Source organism: Staphylococcus felis (genome assembly GCF_003012915.1).
Taxonomy (GTDB): Bacteria; Bacillota; Bacilli; order Staphylococcales; family Staphylococcaceae; genus Staphylococcus; species Staphylococcus felis.
Genome location: NZ_CP027770.1, coordinates 69,041 through 85,541 on the forward strand (window position 1 = coordinate 69,041; position 16,501 = coordinate 85,541).

The 16,501-nt window shown below is 35.2% G+C and carries 12 protein-coding genes; 3 read left to right on the top strand and 9 right to left on the bottom strand.

The features are described 5' to 3' along the window. Positions 1–62 precede the first annotated feature (62 nt). The 5 genes from nhaC to C7J90_RS00395 form a co-directional block, all read right to left on the bottom strand. Positions 63–1,427 (bottom strand): Na+/H+ antiporter NhaC, encoded by a 1,365-nt coding sequence (nhaC, locus tag C7J90_RS00375; RefSeq protein ID WP_394802150.1) that lies wholly within the window; start codon positions 1,425–1,427, stop codon positions 63–65. A 357-nt stretch (positions 1,428–1,784) separates the two neighbouring features. Beyond that, positions 1,785–3,149, bottom strand: a complete 1,365-nt coding sequence (locus C7J90_RS00380; RefSeq protein WP_103207365.1) for an EVE domain-containing protein — start codon at positions 3,147–3,149, stop codon at positions 1,785–1,787. 51 nt (positions 3,150–3,200) lie between these two features. Next, entirely contained in the window at positions 3,201–3,437 is a 237-nt protein-coding gene (locus C7J90_RS00385) for a hypothetical protein (protein ID WP_103207367.1), read from the bottom strand. A 21-nt stretch (positions 3,438–3,458) separates the two neighbouring features. Continuing rightward, on the bottom strand, positions 3,459–4,397 hold the full coding sequence (gene manA / locus C7J90_RS00390; protein WP_103207369.1) for a mannose-6-phosphate isomerase, class I: 939 nt from the start codon (positions 4,395–4,397) through the stop codon (positions 3,459–3,461). A 164-nt stretch (positions 4,398–4,561) separates the two neighbouring features. Further along, complete coding sequence (locus tag C7J90_RS00395; protein ID WP_103207371.1) at positions 4,562–5,263, bottom strand: FadR/GntR family transcriptional regulator; 702 nt, start codon at positions 5,261–5,263, stop codon at positions 4,562–4,564. A gap of 260 nt (positions 5,264–5,523) precedes the next feature. On the opposite strand from C7J90_RS00395, the gene C7J90_RS00400 reads away from it, so the two are divergent. Next, the gene (locus C7J90_RS00400) at positions 5,524–6,432 is read left to right on the top strand and encodes a hypothetical protein (protein ID WP_103207373.1); all 909 of its coding nucleotides are present in this window, start codon (positions 5,524–5,526) and stop codon (positions 6,430–6,432) included. 121 nt (positions 6,433–6,553) lie between these two features. Here C7J90_RS00400 and C7J90_RS00405 read toward each other — a convergent pair whose 3' ends face one another. From C7J90_RS00405 to glmS, 4 genes are all read right to left on the bottom strand, one after another. Then, a complete protein-coding gene (locus C7J90_RS00405) occupies positions 6,554–7,408 on the bottom strand; it encodes a Cof-type HAD-IIB family hydrolase (RefSeq protein WP_103207375.1) in 855 nt (284 codons plus the stop codon). Between the two features lie 72 nt (positions 7,409–7,480). Next, positions 7,481–8,260, bottom strand: a complete 780-nt coding sequence (locus C7J90_RS00410) for an ABC transporter ATP-binding protein (RefSeq protein WP_103207377.1) — start codon at positions 8,258–8,260, stop codon at positions 7,481–7,483. Positions 8,261–8,663: 403 nt separating this feature from the next. Further along, positions 8,664–9,950: a group II intron reverse transcriptase/maturase gene (gene ltrA / locus C7J90_RS00415; RefSeq protein WP_106465067.1), complete on the bottom strand. Its 1,287-nt coding sequence runs from the start codon at positions 9,948–9,950 to the stop codon at positions 8,664–8,666. Positions 9,951–10,545: 595 nt separating this feature from the next. After that, complete coding sequence (gene glmS / locus C7J90_RS00420; RefSeq protein ID WP_103208905.1) at positions 10,546–12,348, bottom strand: glutamine--fructose-6-phosphate transaminase (isomerizing); 1,803 nt, start codon at positions 12,346–12,348, stop codon at positions 10,546–10,548. Between the two features lie 555 nt (positions 12,349–12,903). Here glmS and C7J90_RS00425 point away from each other — a divergent pair. Beyond that, on the top strand, positions 12,904–14,442 hold the full coding sequence (locus tag C7J90_RS00425) for a PTS mannitol transporter subunit IIBC (RefSeq protein WP_103208903.1): 1,539 nt from the start codon (positions 12,904–12,906) through the stop codon (positions 14,440–14,442). 41 nt (positions 14,443–14,483) lie between these two features. Continuing rightward, positions 14,484–16,493 (top strand): BglG family transcription antiterminator, encoded by a 2,010-nt coding sequence (locus C7J90_RS00430; protein ID WP_103208902.1) that lies wholly within the window; start codon positions 14,484–14,486, stop codon positions 16,491–16,493. The last annotated feature ends 8 nt before the right edge of the window (positions 16,494–16,501 follow it).

Genomic DNA, 16,501 nt, shown 5'->3' on the forward strand with positions numbered 1-16,501 from the left:
GCATAACATACATTGATTTTTACAATAACATGCCTTCTATCCCTTATTTAAACATAATGCTATTAATCTAATGCTTCTTGCTGTTTGAAATATTGCTTTTCTGATTGTGATAGTTTGATAACCTTAAATCCTGTATAACCATAAATAAGTGAAATAATAGGTACAACAAAGTTCAGTATAGCAAATGGTGCATATTGACTGACAGACACACTTAATGTTGAGGCAATAAAAACACCACACGTATTCCACGGCACAAACACAGAGGTTAAAGTACCGCCATCTTCCAATGCTCTTGATAAATTTTTAGGGTGTAAATCATGATCAATAAAAGTTGAAACATACATACGTGCCGGTACAATAATAGAAATATATTGTTCAGAACATGTAACATTTGTCCCTATACATGAAACAATGACAGAGGCTATCAACGATCCTGTATTTTTAGCTACTCTTAACACAATATTAATCATGGCTTTAAGCATACCTGAATATTCCAGTAAACCACCAAAAGTCATGGCCACTAAAGTTAATGAAATGGTATAAAACATTGACTCTAATCCACCTCGGTTAAAAAGTTTATCAATAATTTTATTACCAGATTCCAACTTATATCCCGTTTGTAGTGCTTTAACAGCCTCTAACAATGTATCACCTTGAAAGAAAATTTGTGTTAAAAATCCCAGTACAATTCCAATGACTATCGCTGGTATAGCTGGCACTTTTAATGCCACAATGACAATGACAATCAGAGGCACGAGTAAGAGCCAAGGTGTTATGATAAATGATTGATCAATCGCATTCATAATCGAGTCAATTCTGGATTGGTTTAAATGATCACTTCCATACATTTGGCCTAAAATAAAAAATACAATTAAACTAATTATAAGACCTGGGATCGTTGTGAAGAACATATGTCGTATATGTTCAAACAAATCAACATTCGTTAACCCAGATGCCAAATTGGTCGTATCCGATAATGGACTCATTTTATCGCCAAAATAAGCACCTGAAATAACTGCTCCTGCAACCATACCTGGAGATAGCCCCATACTTATCCCGATTCCCATTGATGCTACACCGACTGTAGCCATCGTGGACCAACTACTACCAATTGCTAAGGCAACGATACCACAAATAATGACAACCACTGACAAAAAGTATGTAGGCGATATGAGTTTTAGCCCATAATAAATCATAGCGGCAACGACACCACTTCCAATCCATGCACCTATGATTAATCCCACAAGCATGATAATAACGACAGCAGGTAACGCATGTCGTATACCTTTGTACATCATTTCTTCTACTTCATCCCATTTATATCCATGACATAATGTAATAATAATTGCCACTGAAGTTCCGATTAGTAATGGAATATGTGGCGCTTGTTGAAGTTTTACAACAGTATATAACATTGTTCCTATCATAACTGCTAAAGTTAACAATGCATACCAAACATTGATTTCTTTCTTTTGACGTTTTGACTTATTCACATTTATTCACTCCCTTTGTCTAACCCCAATGAAAACGGTTACAACCATCATACTATGTATTAATATGCGCATCAAGTCGTTATCGAAAGCGCCTACCGATTCATTTTGTTGTTTATCATGTTCGGAGTTATATTTTTTGCTAATTAATATTATATAAAATTTCATCATTAAGTTAAAATTTTTAATCATATCAAAAAGACAGGGTTGGGACGTAAGTGTTAAAATTTGAGCCTAATTGGATGTCTCAAACGTATAACTTTGAATGTCCCATCCCTGTCTCTTGTTGTAGTATCAGTGCTTTACTTGGATGATACGTGCATATTTTAAAAATTGATTTGAATATTTTTCTTTTACTTCAAGCGGTGTTAAATAAGTCACACCAACGATGCGCCAATTAGGATTGAATCGATAGAACGAATCTTTTTCACGACTCCATTTGATCATACTACCATCTTTATTATAGCGTGGTAATGTGACCTCGTATCCTTCAAGCACATTAATATAGGCTTGAAAAATATCTGCATCAATCCGATTAAATTGATCAATAACTAAAAACTGACGCTCACTTTTCGGCATTAAATCTGTGATAAAGCCTTCTCTATAGTAGAGTGCACCTGCTTCATTCGGTAAATATCGACCGTATAACATCTCCTCTGAAAAATCAGGATGACCTGTCGTAATCACTGATGAGGCATTAGCTTTCTCAACTAATGATTCTGCCGCTTTAAGTCCCTCTTCTTTTTCTTGTACCAATAATAAAATAAAGGGTTTAATATCATCTGATGATTGTTCTGAACTATCATTAGTAATTGACTCAAATTGTTCTTTCATACCACCATTTTGACTCATTTCCATAATCGCATCATATTGAGTGGGTGTAAGGCTAGCGATAGCTTGTTTAGCATTTTCTTGTAGAAAGTATAAATTTTTAAGTTTCGTATGTTTATTCAAGGTCATCAATGAAACAGGATTAATGTCTTCAATATACTTCATTTTTATCGCTGTACTATTTGTACGTCCAGGTTGTGGCGGCAACGTATGAATATGATGTGCCACTTCGGCGCGTCCAATCACAGACTGATTTGTATTTTTATTATAAATAACAATTTGGTCTCCCACTTCAAGTTGTGTATAGTGGTGATACCCATTCCGCTTTATACCATTAATCGTATGGGTAAAAATAGTGTACGTCTCCCCAGGTTCGAATGTTTCTGTTTCAGACATAAAGAAGTATCGTGGTATATTTACTTCACCACTTCCTAATCCTTTTATCAATTCAAATTCCTCATAAGATATTTTGTTGAATAATGTTTCTTTCATATTATTCATACGAAATTCTAATGTTTCACTACGCTTTAAATAATCTGTTGTTAATGGTTTAAATGTTTGGTTGAATTTGAATTGGACGTGAATTTTATTTTGTGCACCAGTCATTACACTCGTGATTTCGCCCCATCCTAACAGTCCTGCATCTGTTTGTACTTGGTAAAAGATGACCTTATCACCAACTTGCGCATTTTTGAAGGCACGAAACCCTTGTGTAGGATTGAACTGTGCCCCCGACTCAAATACAGTAGTTTGACCAACTAATGGTTCATTGTGATTCCATCTATTGTAACCACAGTTCAACCAAAAATAATTTGTTTCTAACGACATGATGTACTTTATCTCCTTCATAAGTTTTATTTTTAGTAAAATTCAATCAAATCATTGCGATATCACTTGAAATAAACCTGCGAGAACTGGAAAAATATTGATAAGTAAACCACCTAATTTTAACATTTTGCTAATGTTAGTATTAGGTAATGTCCATAATACTGCAATAATGCCAATCATTCCTATTATAATTGGGAAAAATAATGATGGAAATAAAGGCACTTGAAAGAAAATAACCATCCCCGATATAACACCACAAACAAGTGCGATATATAGACCTATTTTCATTAAAAACCTCCTCAGTTAAATTTAAACATAGCTAATGATTAAGTTCATTTCACCCTCAAAAACATTGTCTAAGTCTTCAGCAGTTAAAATAAAATGACTTCCTTTTTGGATATGATGTATCTCTCCATCTGTAATAACTTGGCCGTGACCATCTATGACAGAAACTAAAATGAACTCTCTCGGTTTCATATAATTTAAGGTTCCTTTAATTTCCCATTTTACAACTGTAAAGAAGTGATTTTTAACAAAAGTTGTACATTTGTGATTTTCAATAATCTCAGTATGTGGCAAGACATTAGGACTTTCGTCACCAATATTAATAACATCTTTACTTTTTTCGATATGTAAGGGTCTATGTTTTCCTAATTTATCTTTACGATCATAATCATAAATTCGATAGTTCGTATCCGAAGATTGTTGTGTCTCCAAAATTATAATACCGTCACCTATACCATGCACTGTTCCAGATGGTAGAAAAAAGAAATCACCTTTTTTAACTTTGATACGTCTAAATAAGGTATCAAAATGTTTATGATCTAGCTTGTAATCAAGCTCTTCTTTAGAACGAGCTGTCGTCCCATATATGATTTCTGCATCTTCTTTAGCATCTAAAATGTACCAACATTCTGTTTTGCCATATTCCCCATTTTCATGCTCGTACGCATATGTATCGTCCGGGTGTACTTGAACAGATAGTTTTTCAGTAGCGTCTAATAGTTTTGTCAGTAATGGAAACTTATGGGTCGGAAATTCACCAAATAACTTTGGCTGAGATGTCCAAACTTCATCAAGGGTCATATTCGCATATGGACCATTTTTGATACGATTCGCACCATTTTGATGTGCAGATATTCCCCATACTTCTCCAATATGTTCACTTGGTAAATGATAATTATATGCTGCTAAATTGGTACCGCCCCAGATTCTCTCTTTGAAGACAGGTTCTAACATTAGTGGCACTGGAGAATCACCTCTCAATCTTTACTTATAGGTAATGATTACCTATATATCCAACAATCATCTTAATGTGGTTTAATCTATTGTGATTGTATCATATCTCAAATTGTAATGGGTGATATTTCTGGTCGCATTATGACCTTACTATAGAATCCATGATACTTAAACTACTTTTCCACAATAAAATTATCCACTAACGTTTGTCTAATTTCTGCTAAATGTATTGTCATTGTTGAAGTTGCTTCTATTTCATCTTGCGCTTTTATCGCATCTAATATCTGAACGTGTTCATCTAATAATTTTTTCATCGTTTTTTGACGACTGTATATATAGATTTTTCGTGTGCCTTTCATCGTCTGTTGAATTAAATCCGCAATATTATTAAGCAGTTCATAAAGTAATTGATTACGCGATGCTTTTGCAATTGCTAGGTGAAATTTCAAATCTGCCTCTTCACCTGATTCACCTGCTTTTATCGCCTTTTCCATTTCGCATAGAGCTTCTTCCATCGTTTGGATATCTTGATAAGTCCTCCTCATGGATGCAAATTGAGCTGTTGAAACTTCCACAACTTCTCTAAGCTCTAATATTTCTTGAACACGCTTTTTTGTAAGTGTTTGAGAAGAATAGTCAAACAATTGAGGATGCTGTGACTTAATAAACGTTCCAAAACCATGCTTAATCTCCACTAATCCAATCATTCTAAGTGCATTGAGGGCTTCTCGAATTGATGCATTTCTCACACCATATTCCTCAGCCAATTTTTGGATAGATGGCAATTTATCACCCGTATTTAATTCTCCAGATTCAATTTTTTCTATCAGAATATCAGCAATTTGTTCATATATCTTTTGATTTGAAATTTTCATTCTAAATGTGCCCCCTACTCGCCAATACATATACATTCTAACAAATTCAAGTGCATTATAAATACGTTTCAGTTAAAATTTGATTCAGATTCCTAAAAACCATGACCTTTGACTTCCATACCCCTTTTGTATCAGATTTTATTTCACTTTGTGATATATTTAAAAAATTGACTTTATTATGTATTCAACATCACCTTTTTGATTTTCAAATAGGCAACTTTTTGATAATGTAAATGATATGTTGAAAGGAGTGCTCACATTTGTTTAATTTTACAAAATTATTTTGGCACAATTCAAAACCACAAACTGGAAAACTACTTGGTGCTAACTTGATTAACTTAGTTATTATTTTATTGTTATTTTCAATTGCTTTATTGCCCATTCAATTGATCATGAATATGTGGCTCATGTATATGTTTACGGGTCAAGGTAATATGGTTTCAATTGTTTTAGCAACTTTAGGCTCTGTTTTATTGATTTTACTCGTATATCTTTTCGTTGTTTTTCCATTATATACTGGATCAACGCGATCATATCGTAATACTTTATTATCCAATAAGTCTATGACATTGAAAGACTTCTTTGCCAGTTTCAAAGGTCGTATTTGGCGCAAAGCTGTTTTGATTGCGTTATTTACAATTCTGGTACTTTTCATCACTCAGCTGATTAATTTCTTTTTAATTTCAGGAATTTCTAAAGTAGCAGAGCTTATAATTCAAAATGCAGGTATATCCAGTGCCGATCAATCAACAATGATGGTCGTACAAACAATCATTGCAGTTATTACAGGCCTTGTAACGAGCATATTCACTTGGCTTGCTGTGATATACATTACAAATGCAGCCACATCACTTGTACATGACCCAGATTCTAAAGTCAAAGTACATTTGAAAAACGCTTGGTTAAGCATGCGAAACAAAAACAAGACTTTTCTTAAATTTTTCATCAGTATCATCGTATTAAACTTCATCATTATACTCTTATACGGTCCTATTTATACGTGGATTCAGTTAGGACTTTCGGGTATATCTCAAAATGTGGCATCTATCGTAACAGTGGTTTTAAATATTGTATTTTTCATTATTCGATATCTCATTTTCTTTGTGATTATCGGAACAATTGTTCAATACTTCTTAAATCATGGTGAAAAAGATCAACACCTTCACTAAATTAAATAAAATCATACTTAAAAAGGTTTCTAAGCAAGGCCTAGGATACAACAAAAATATCGAGCGAACTCGATCCCCTTTGTACCTACCTCGTTTAGAAACCTTTTGATATTCATAAAAATTAACTTAAAAGATGGGTTTCCATAAATAACGCGGCACCGTCAGCATTGTTATCTTTTGATGTTTCATATTCCGTCAATGACTTAATATGAGGTGCAGCATTTTTCATCGCAACTGTGATCGCACCTACTTCAAACATTGTACGATCATTATCACTATCGCCGATGACCATTGTTTCAGATTGATCAATTTTGAAGTGTTCACACATTTCAAGGATGCCTGTCCCTTTATTAATACGATAAGCCATTGTCTCAACATTATTTGGCGTTGAATTAGAAACTTCAATTTTCAATGTCTCTGATTGTGCCTCCATCTGACTTCTAAAATTTTGAATTACTTGTAGATCAGGATGAAATAAATACATTTTTGAATAACCCAAGTTTGATGGTATACGCGATTGCCATGTTAACTTTTGATCGACCGCTTCCTGACGCGAGAGCCACTCACTCTCGTTTACCGTATCCGGTTTATCCCCTTCTATCATACTTAACATCCACTTTTGATCTTCTATTAATGCAAATCGCTCTTCTGTAAATGGAAAAATTTCATAATAGATGCCTGCCTTTTTCGCTTGAGACACAATTTCAGAAACAGCAGTCACACTTAAATCGTGTTCGAATAGTATTTCACCGTCAATATGACCTCGCGTTCCATTAGACGATATCACACCGTCAAATTTCAAATCATCAGGAATAAGCATTTGTATTTCCTCATATGCTCGACCTGTCGCTAGAAATACTTTGTAGCCCATTCCTCTCAAACGCTTAATCGTCTGAGAAGTATAAGCTGAAGCACGATTATTTTCATGTAAAATTGTACCGTCCATATCTAAGAATATCGCTTTAACTTTGTTCATTTGTTAACTAATCCTTTCCAATTCCTATAACACTAGTTTGTCACTAATAGCTCAAATTAGCAATCTTTCACCTTAGATTCGGACAATTTGAAATCGTCGGTGATGTTGATAAAGCTTGATAGGCATATTAAACAATCTAGATAGATGATGACTTGTCAATACATCTTCAATATGGCCACTACACTGTACTGTTCCTTCTGTCAGCAATAATGCATGTGTAAAGTCAGACGTGACTTCTTCTATAAAATGAGTCACATAAATCACTGCTGTTTGCGGAAAATTCCTATACAGTTGTTTTAAAGTATCTATAAATGACTCTCTTGATACAAAATCTAATCCGTTACACGGCTCATCCAAAATAAGTAACCTCGGAAACCCCATCATTGCACGTGCAATTAAGACTCTTTGTTGTTCGCCCGTAGATAAAAGTCCAAAGTGTTGATGCGCAAATTTTTCAATATTCAATGTAGTTAACATATGATTCGCAGCCTTAATATCTGCTTCAGTGGGTTTTTGGTACAAACCGACTGACTTGTATAAACCGCTCAAAACAATATCAATGACATATTCACCTTCTGCAAACCGTTCTCTAAGGCCACCTGATACAAATCCGATGCGCTCTCGAACAGCATGTGCCGAATACCCTTGTTGACCAGGAATCATTCCAAATAGAGACACTTCTCCTGATGTTGCAAAATCATATGCGTTAATAATGTTAAGTAGTGTTGACTTTCCAGCACCATTTAATCCATACACAAGCCAGCGTTCTCCTTCATTGACCTCCCAGGTGACATCAGAAAGAATCTGTCGCCCAGCCTTTTGTTTCTCTAGCGCTTTAACAGAAAATAACATTGGTATCACCTCCCCTTTGATCATGCATATTAAACTTATCATAACATAAATTGTCTGAAATTTTTAAAATGTAAAAAGAGACAGTGATGGGACGTAAATAGCTCAGTAATCAAAAAACTTCGAGGTTTCGTAAGAATTTACGAAAAATCTCGAAGCTTTTCCTTTCATTAGATGATTCATTCAATGATACGAAAGTGTCTTTTTTAAAAGATTTTTATGTAAAATGACATGTATATCACGTCGTATTGTTGACGAGACTTCTGAGGGAATAGGATGACGACCCATCCCCTAGGAAATGCGAGCCAAACAATACGAATGATTGATAAAATCGAGTAGGAGAGTAGCCATTAATTGACTACTCGTCCTCTCACACCACCGAGCGTACGGTTCCGTACTCGGCGGTTCAATATCTTGCGTAAGCCAACTCTGCAAGCTGGGTTAATGGTATCAGTCCCCACTTGTAGAGTTGTTTTGTTGTAAGTGCACGATGAACCTCGTGCGTGTTTGATAGTCGCCAGTACTTTTTTCGAGACTGTGCGATTTTCATCGCACTTCTATGGTCAAGACCATATTGGCGCAACATCTTATACTTAGTTCTTACTCTTTTCCACCGTTTAAGTATGAGTTGTCTAAGTCGGCGGTTTAACCAAGATTGCGTGTTTTCAATAAATTCTCTGATAAAACCTCTACCAAAGTAATTTATCCAGCCTCTCGTCACTTGGTTAATTTCAGTGATAATGTCTTTAAAGGTACCGGGTCTATTTCGTTTCGTTATTTTCCTTAAGACGCGTATTAAATTTCTTTTTGCTTCCGTAGTCGGTCTGAAACGACAAACCCCATTTACCTTGGTTATTAGACAACTCAAGAACTTTAAACGTGTGACTGCTCCTATTCTGCTTTTATCTTCATTGACAGCCAACTTCAGTTGCTTTTCAATGAATTTCGTTACACTCATCATTACGCGTTCACCTGCACGTTTTGTCCGTACAAAGATGACAAAGTCATCTGCATAGCGTACAAACCGGTGTCCACGCTTTTCGAGTTCTTTATCCAGTTCATGTAGATAGATATTACATAGTAAAGGAGAGATAACGCCCCCTTGTGGTGCACCTATCTTTCTTTCTGCGACTTCGCCAGATAGGTCAATGGCACCTACTTGTAAACTTCTACGGATAAATGTTGAAATTGACTTATCTTGAACATGGCGTTCGAACAAATACATCAGCTTATCATGATTTAACATGTCAAAGCACTGTTTCAAATCACAATCCACGGCTATTTTATAGCCCTCTTCGTAGTAAATAGCGCATTGCTTAAGTGCTGTTCCTGTGCTACGATTAGGTCTGAAACCATGGCTATGATTCGAAAATGTTCGGTCGATGCTGGGTTCAATCACTTGTTTAATCGCTTGTTGTATTACCCTGTCTCTAGCGACAGGGATACCAAGCACACGCATTTTCCCATTTGGTTTGGGAATTTGCACTTTTCGAACTGCTTGAGGTTGGTATGTGCCTTCAAGCAGTTTTTTCGTTATCTGTGAAAAGTACTGCGCAAAGTGAGCACGAAGTTCACTGACTTTCATGCCGTCAATTCCAGGAGCACCTTTGTTTTTCTTAACTTTCTTGATAGCTTTTTCTATGTTGTCTGGTCTTACAACAAGCTCCATCAATGATGGAGACTTACGATACATTTCTTTCATTTCACCTAAGATTTACTGTACACACTTATGTATTCTTTTTTTTCGTTCCACTACTTATCCTTCCATAAGCTGCCGATTAAACCGTATTCTGTACGTCGTAAATCTATAACCTCCAATCTTTACTTTGTATTGAATATTGTTCAGTCCTTCGGTACATTTTCCCTACTATGACTTCTGCTGACTTCTCATCATTCGTTGTTACTACGGTAGAGTACCGCTGATGAGACCTCCCCGGGTAAGATGTAACCTCTTTCCACTCATGTCACCGCATCATTTACTATATAGAACTCGGGTAGTATTGGACTTTATCTTGTTCCGCAGATTCATCCATTCTACATAGCCTTGTATGATGTTTCTGTTCGTCAGTGCGAGTGTTTGCGTCCGACTTCCTTCAGATTCCACTTCGCAATGGACACCCTTGTCTTTCGCTAACAGTTCCTACTACCAAGCCTGTAACGGACTTTCACCGTCAAGATGTTACCCATGCCGGGCGCACGGAAAAGCGTAGAGATGATTCAATCATGAACCATCTCTACGCTATTATTTTGGGATTGATGTCCCAATCCCGTCCCTTAAAAGACTAATTTTATTCAACTGTAACTGATTTCGCTAAGTTACGTGGTTTGTCTACATCTAAATCACGGTGAAGTGCAGCATAGTACGAGATAAGTTGTAATGTTACAACAGAAACGAGCGGCGTTAATAACGCATGAACATGTGGAATGACATAAGTATCGCCCTCTTTTTCTAAACCTTCCATAGCAATGATACAAGGGTTAGCCCCACGTGCTACAACTTCTTTTACATTACCGCGAATAGATAAGTTAACATTTTCTTGAGTTGCTAAGGCAATAACAGGTGTACCATCCTCAATTAAAGCAATCGTACCGTGCTTTAATTCGCCACCAGCAAATCCTTCAGCTTGAATGTATGAGATTTCTTTTAATTTCAATGCACCTTCAAGACTGACATTGTAATCAATCGTACGTCCGATAAAGAACGCATTACGTGTTGTTTCAAGGAAATCTTTGGCAATTTGTTCCATTTTTGGTGCATCATCCACAATGGTTTCAATCGCAGTCGTAACTTTGGCAAGTTCACGAAGTAAATCAATATCTGCTTCACGACCACGTGCTTTTGCTACAACTTGAGATAAAATAGATAAAACGGCAATTTGAGCAGTGTATGCTTTTGTCGATGCAACCGCAATCTCAGGTCCTGCATGTAATAATAACGTATGATCTGCTTCGCGAGATAAAGTAGAGCCTGCTACATTCGTAATTGTAAGTGATTTGTATCCTAACTTAGTTGTTTCAACTAATACTGCACGACTATCCGCCGTTTCACCAGATTGTGAAATATAAATAAATAATGGATTTTCTGATAATAACGGCATATTATAAACAAATTCAGAAGCCACGTGTACTTCTGTTGGAACACCTGCCCATTTCTCAATAAATTCTTTACCTACTAAGCCAGCATGATAGCTTGTACCCGCTGCAATAACATAAATGCGATCAGCAGCTTGCACATCTTTAATAATCGCAGGGTCTATTTTTAAATCTCCATTCTCATCTTGATACTCTTGGATAATACGACGCATCACAGCAGGCTGTTCATGAATTTCTTTTAACATGTAATGGTCATAAACTCCTTTTTCAGCATCTGATGCATCGATTTCCGCAATATAGCTTTCTCTTTCAATGATTTCACCATTTAAATTTTTAATGACAACCCCATCACGCTTTACCAATACGACTTCTTGGTCTTTTAATTCTTTATATTCTTTTGTCACTTGAATCATTGCAAGCGCATCTGAAGCTATCACATTGAAGTTATCGCCAATTCCGACTAATAATGGTGATTTATTTTTAGCTACGTATATCGTATCATTGTCTTCACGATCTAGTAGTCCTAAAGCATAAGACCCGTGAAGTAAGCTCACAACTTTTGTAAAAGCTTCTTCAGTCGAAAGTCCCTCATCTGTAAAATGTTCTACGAGTTGTACAATCACTTCAGTATCAGTATCAGATACTAAATCTACATTAGGAATGTAAGTAGACTTTAATTCTTCATAGTTTTCAATCACACCATTATGAACTAATGTAAAACGTTCACTTGTTGATTGATGTGGGTGAGCATTTTCATAACTTGGGACACCGTGTGTTGCCCAACGTGTATGACCAATACCTGCTGTTCCATCGATGTCATTGTTGGCTTCTTCACGTAAGTCAGCAATACGGCCTTTAGCTTTTGTCACTGTAATTTCATTGTCATCACGTGTTGCAATACCTGCTGAATCATAACCACGATATTCTAGTTTCTCTAATCCTTTTAATAGTAATTCTTTAGCATTTTGATACCCAATGTATCCTACGATTCCGCACATTAATAAATTCCTCCATATTAAAATAACGGTGCTAAAAATCGATTAAAACGTCCATTTAACATTCTGCTATAATGTCAAAATATGACTTCGAATCGCTAGCATCGCTTTATTTTTTTATCTTGGCTATCTTATTAACTTTGTCCGATAAGTCACCTTACCGATTTGATTAATAAGCTAACGAATGAGCCACATCCGGGATAGCATCCGCCGAATGAATTCGATCACTATCCTCCTCGTCTACAAGCCACTCACTTAACCGTCCATATTTTCTCATATTAAAATATCACGTTGATGTTAAGAGATGTACTTGTGCTGGCGCTTTGAATGTTGTTTTATCTATCCTCCTTTTTTCCAACATAACTTATTTTACCCTTTTTGAAACAACGAATGCAAACAAAACTAAAAATGATTCGTTCAACTTCAATTCAAAAGTTAATAACTTTAATTTTGTCACTTTATATGTGACAAAGCTGCATTTTCTTTGCATTGATAATGCTTATTCCCCACCTTAACATAAAGTAAGTAACACAATTTAACTTTAAGGGGGTTATTATCATGTCACAAAAAAACACAAATGAACGTATCCAACGTGGCATTCAATCATTTGGATCATTTCTAAGTAGCATGATTATGCCGAATATTGGTGCTTTCATAGCATGGGGATTAATAACTGCATTATTTATTCCTGATGGATGGTTACCAAACAAAGAACTCGCATCAATGGTTGATCCAATGATTAAGTATCTTATACCATTACTTATTGCTTTTAGTGGGGGACGATTAGTCCATGACCTACGTGGTGGTATGGTTGGTGCTACAGCAACTATGGGCGTTATCTCAGCATTTCCTGATACGCCAATGTTAATTGGTGCGATGGTAATGGGGCCTTTAGCTGGATGGCTCATGAAAAAAGTTGATCAATTTTTACAACCTCGTACGCCAAATGGTTTAGAGATGTTATTTAACAATTTTTCAGCAGGATTTTTAGCATTTTTCATGACACTTTTTGGATATAAACTTTTATCTCCACTTGTTGAAGGTCTGATGAATGTACTGAGCGCTGGTGTAGATGCATTAGTATCTTTACATTTATTACCACTCGTAAGTTTATTAATTGAGCCGGGTAAAATCGTATTTTTAAACAATGCAATTAATCATGGTGTTCTCACGCCTCTTGCTACTGAACAAGTAAGTACAGCAGGGCGCTCAATATTATACACACTAGAGTCAAACCCTGGACCAGGTCTAGGTATTTTACTCGCTTACATGATTTTTGGAAGAGGAACTGAAAAAGCAACGTCTTACGGTGCAGCATTTATTCACTTTATAGGCGGAATCCATGAAATTTATTTCCCATATGTTTTAGCACGTCCTTTGCTCATACTTGCAGCTATTGCAGGTGGTATGACAGGAGTTGCGACATTTAGTGTATTCCATTTTGGCTTGACAGGTCCAGCATCACCAGGGTCAATACTTGCATATTTTGCAGTCACACCTAAAGGATCATACTTGATTATGCTTTTAGGAATTATATTATCCACTTTGGTCAGTTTTATAGTTGCTTCTATTATTTTAAAAGTAACCAGAAACCCTAAAAGAAGTCTAGAAGAAGCTACAACGCATATGGAATCAACAAAAGGTAAAAAATCAAAAATTCGAGATACCGTTATTTTAGAAGAAAAGTCTAAAGAAAATCAAAATAATATTCCCAATCATCAATCTGAAGAATCAACAATTCATCAAGAAGATGCTGAAGAACTCTTACATCGCTACGATACAGAAAATGTGAATGCACATGATTATAGCAATATACAGCAGATTATCTTTGCTTGTGACGCTGGAATGGGTTCAAGCGCTATGGGAGCAAGTATGCTACGTAAAAAATTCCAAAAAGCTGGGCTTCAAAACATGGAGGTGACTAACAAAGCAATTAATCAATTGACTAATGAGGCTCAACTGGTTATTACGCAAAAAAAATTAACAGACCGTGCAATTAAACATGTTCCTAATGCCATTCATATTTCAGTAGACAACTTTTTAAATTCTCCAAGATATGAGTCATTAATCGAAAAAATTAAATCTGATACCAAATAGCAACACATTGATGTCTAAAACTAAAGGGAGTGTGAGACATCATGTATTTAAAAAATCGCGAACGACAGATTATAAATATGATGTTGAAAAATCAAAGCGTACCTTTACGTATATATGATATCGCTCAGCAATTAGGCGTGTCATCAAGAACCGTCCACCGCGAGTTGAAATCAATTGAAAAAAGTCTATCAACTTTGAATATCTCTTTAATACGTCAAAAAAATAAAGGCATATCAATTCAAGGTCCATCATCTTCTATCAGCCATTTACAACAAAGCATTCATTCAAATGGACCAATAGATTTATCAATAGAGGAACAAAAAGTGATACTACTTTATGCCTTAATACAATCTTCAGAACCTTTAAAGCAATTAGGGCTAGCTAGCGAAATAGGTACGTCGTTACAACAACTATCAAAAATATTAGACGAACTCGAAAAAGATTTAGAACAATTTCGAATTCAATTAGTACGCAAACGAGGAAGTGGTGTTTCAATTCAAGGGAGTGAAATGAAAAAAAGAGAATTATTAAGTCAACTCATGATGGAAAGACTCAATAGTTTAAGTGTTTATTCAGTGATTGAAAACCACTTTGTATTTCAATCATTAACACATGAACGCCTACCTATGATGGATGTTAAAGAAATATTTCAAATTGAACGTTTATTAATGGATGATCTAGATAGCCTTCCATATTTATTAACTGAATCCAGCTATTTGAATTTAATTATTCACATTGCGCTCAGTGTTGATCGCATGAAAAAGAAACAATATGTTTCAATCGATTTAAATATTGTAGAAAACATGAAAACTACTCTTGAATTTCAAGTTGCTACATCTATCGCAACACAGTTATCTAAAATGTATCATATTGAATTTAATACAGCTGAAATAAGCTTCATTGCAATTCATCTTCAAAGTTCTAAAAGAAAGCACGAAAAATCAGGCGATCTATCAATTGACATTCATCAATCTATTCAAAAATTAGTTCATTTAGTCGAGTCATCACTCAATATAACATTCAAAAATAGAAGAGAATTAATTGAAGGACTTCAACTTCATATTACGCCAGCACTTAATCGAATTCAATTCAACATTGGAACATATAACCCAATGACACAACGAATTCAAGCAAGTTATCCAAAGTTATTTATTGCTATCGAAAAAAGTGTTCATGTCATTTGGCCTACATTATCGTTTTCAAAACATGAAATTGCTTTTTTAGTCTTGCACTTTGGGGGCGTGATGAAAGCAAATTCTACTCATAGACGTGTATTGGTCGTATGCAGTAGCGGTGTAGGGACAAGTCGTATTTTAACCAATCGGCTTTATGAAGCATTTTCAAATATAGATTCAATTCAACAAGTTTCTGTTGGTGAATTGAAATCATTGTCACTCGACAACTATGACGCTATTATCTCAACAGTCGATTTAGACATTCAGCATCCCTATTTAACTGTCAACCCACTTTTACCTAATTATGAAGTTGAACGCACTTCTCGTTTTTTACAGCAACAATTTTCAAAACATCAAAGTGATTCATTTCAATCCTATAAACAAAATAAATTATCAACTGATGCAAATCATACAATTAATAAGATGCGTGAAAGTTTAAAACTATTAGATGATTTTCAAATTTATGATCTGAATTTTAAAAACAACTGGGCAAGAGAGCTCGCTTATCTATTAAGAAATGATGGCGTCATTAAAGAGTCTGATATCTCTTTATTTGAAGATCAATTAAGAACAAAACATGACACACAGTCATTTGCTTTAAGCCCTTACCCTATTGCAATTCCACATTTTGTGAGCGATATCATTCAAAAGCCATATATCATAGTGATTCATCTTGATTCTCCTATTGATATGAAATCAGATAATGATATTTCAACACTGATTTGTGCTTTTCTACCTTCAAATTCTTTACTTAGTAATTTAATAAGCAATATTTACAGCGAATTAGCATTAAAAATTGAAGATTTGTCATTCATTCACGATGAACATCAGTTATATCAATTTATACAATTACAAATCATCTATTTTAATCAATAATTTAAAAG

Bases quoted from the DNA above. Each gene is read 5' to 3' on its own strand.
- C7J90_RS00385 (WP_103207367.1), bottom strand. From the start codon at position 3,437: ATGAAAATAGGTCTATATATCGCACTTGTTTGTGGTGTTATATCGGGG.
- glmS (WP_103208905.1), bottom strand. From the start codon at position 12,348: ATGTGCGGAATCGTAGGATACATTGGGTATCAAAATGCTAAAGAATTA.
- nhaC (WP_394802150.1), bottom strand. From the start codon at position 1,427: ATGATAGGAACAATGTTATATACTGTTGTAAAACTTCAACAAGCGCCA.
- C7J90_RS00430 (WP_103208902.1), top strand. From the start codon at position 14,484: ATGTATTTAAAAAATCGCGAACGACAGATTATAAATATGATGTTGAAA.
- C7J90_RS00395 (WP_103207371.1), bottom strand. From the start codon at position 5,263: ATGAAAATTTCAAATCAAAAGATATATGAACAAATTGCTGATATTCTG.
- C7J90_RS00410 (WP_103207377.1), bottom strand. From the start codon at position 8,260: ATGTTATTTTCTGTTAAAGCGCTAGAGAAACAAAAGGCTGGGCGACAG.
- C7J90_RS00425 (WP_103208903.1), top strand. From the start codon at position 12,904: ATGTCACAAAAAAACACAAATGAACGTATCCAACGTGGCATTCAATCA.
- C7J90_RS00405 (WP_103207375.1), bottom strand. From the start codon at position 7,408: ATGAACAAAGTTAAAGCGATATTCTTAGATATGGACGGTACAATTTTA.
- ltrA (WP_106465067.1), bottom strand. From the start codon at position 9,950: ATGTATCGTAAGTCTCCATCATTGATGGAGCTTGTTGTAAGACCAGAC.
- C7J90_RS00380 (WP_103207365.1), bottom strand. From the start codon at position 3,149: ATGTCGTTAGAAACAAATTATTTTTGGTTGAACTGTGGTTACAATAGA.